Below are 1,767 nucleotides of genomic sequence, written 5' to 3' on the forward strand. Positions count from 1 at the left end.
ACTCTCCGTCGAGGAGGGGAAAACCTACGCGGTGGGAACGATGCTGGGTCTGCTCGACGTCGAGGCGGATGAGGTGGCAAAGACCGGGGTGGAAAGCCTCGAAGCAGCCGCGGATAAACGGGTTTCCAACGCCGCCGAAGAGGAAGAAAAGAACCTGCACTTCGCCGTCGACGATGAAAGCTACGAAGAGCGTCAACCGGTGGTTGAGCCGTCCGTAAAGGGCTTGCCCGTGCCCGCCGGGATCATGGGCGCTCACTACATCTCTCCACGGATGCGTGCTCGGATGGCCGAGTTGGGCTTGAGAGAGGCAGACATCTCTGCAGTGGTGGGAACCGGTGCAGGTGGCCGTGTCACAGTTCAGGATCTCGAGGCATTTCTAGACTATATCGAGGAATGGCCAAGCAGCCAGGCCTCGCCGATGCGACTCGCGGTGGCGGATGCCATGCGTCGAAGTTGGAGTCGTCCGCTCGCCACCGTCAGTCGTCCGATTCGCCTTGATCGAGTACTCGATCACCGGGGCGCTCAAGACCCGAAGCCCGGACTGACACTCTACCTGCTGCGCGCATTCGCGCTCGCTCTTGCGGAGGATCCAGCCAGCGCTGGGTTCCTGATTGGTGAACGTATCGTGCATCCCCGGGCCTTCGACATAGGTGTGGCGGTGCAGGTTGAAGATGGCGTGGTGGTGCCGGTCCTTCGGAACGTGGATTCCATGAGTCTTTCTCAACTTACCGGAGCGTATGCGGAGATGGTCGAGCGCGCGCGACGTCGCCGCCTCACCGAGGACGACACTCGTGGTGGTATCGCCACCGTGACGAACTTCGGTACTTTTGGTCTGACCAATGGAACTCCGATTCCGCTTCCGAATGAAACCCTCATTCTCGGTCTTGCAGCCGGTGAGAAGAAGCCGATATGGAGCAAGGAGGTGGAAGCCTTCATTCCTGCGACCGAGGCTGAACTGATCGTGACATTCGATCACCGGGTGGTGGATGGCGGTGGTGCAGGGCTTTTGCTGGCTCGCATTGCCGAACTACTCCAATCTCCGGAGAAACTTTGAGTAAGCTGGGATCTGATGGCGGCTCATAGCGATACTTTCTCAATCCGAACAAGAGGCAAGGGAACCTACGAGATCACCAGTGAGGTGGCATCGATGGTCGCCGGTTCGGGTATTCGGGATGGCACAGTGACGGTGTTCGTTCGTCACACCTCAGCGAGCCTCGTGATTATGGAGAATGCCGACCCAAGCGCCCGGCAGGACCTGGAGGCTTTCTTCGATCACTTGGTTCCGGAAGACACGCCGTATTTCGTGCACATCTACGAGGGGCCGGATGACATGCCCAGCCATATCCGCATGGCGCTTACTCGGAGCAGCGAGGTTGTTCCGGTGATCAACGGGCGGATGGCTCTAGGCACTTGGCAAGGCATCTTCCTCTTCGAGCATCGCCGGGCCGCGCATGAGCGACAAATTGCTATCGCCGTAGTTGGGGAGTAAGAATTCCTTTACCAACTCCAATGACTTTGGTTCATTCCGCTCCACCGCACTGTGAGACGCCGCTGTAGCTCAGGGGTAGAGCAATTCACTCGTAATGAATAGGTCGTCGGTTCAATTCCGACCAGCGGCTCCAGCCTAAAATAGGGTAAAAAACTGAGTTTTAATGGGTTCTGTAGCCTTATTGCCGGTGGTGTCAAATCCGGCGGCATCCGCTGAAATCCGCGAGAGTCCGGAGAAACAGTGCATTTTTGGCAACCGTTTTGGCAACCGTTTTGGGT

General features: G+C 57.8%; 2 protein-coding genes and 1 tRNA gene. All 3 read left to right on the plus strand.

The genetic code is table 11. From position 1 onward, the window contains the following. Nucleotides 1–1,054: 2-oxo acid dehydrogenase subunit E2 (locus WBG04_RS13375; protein ID WP_424314946.1), on the plus strand; the 1,054-nt coding region annotated here is incomplete at its 5' end. A 15-nt stretch (nucleotides 1,055–1,069) separates the two neighbouring features. Beyond that, a complete protein-coding gene (locus tag WBG04_RS13380; protein ID WP_424314947.1) occupies nucleotides 1,070–1,489 on the plus strand; it encodes a secondary thiamine-phosphate synthase enzyme YjbQ in 420 nt (139 codons plus the stop codon). A 58-nt stretch (nucleotides 1,490–1,547) separates the two neighbouring features. Continuing rightward, nucleotides 1,548–1,622, plus strand: a tRNA-Thr gene (locus WBG04_RS13385). Nucleotides 1,623–1,767 lie beyond the last annotated feature (145 nt).

This window comes from Haloferula sp., assembly GCF_049672945.1.
In the GTDB taxonomy this organism is placed as follows: domain Bacteria; phylum Verrucomicrobiota; class Verrucomicrobiia; order Verrucomicrobiales; family Akkermansiaceae; genus Haloferula.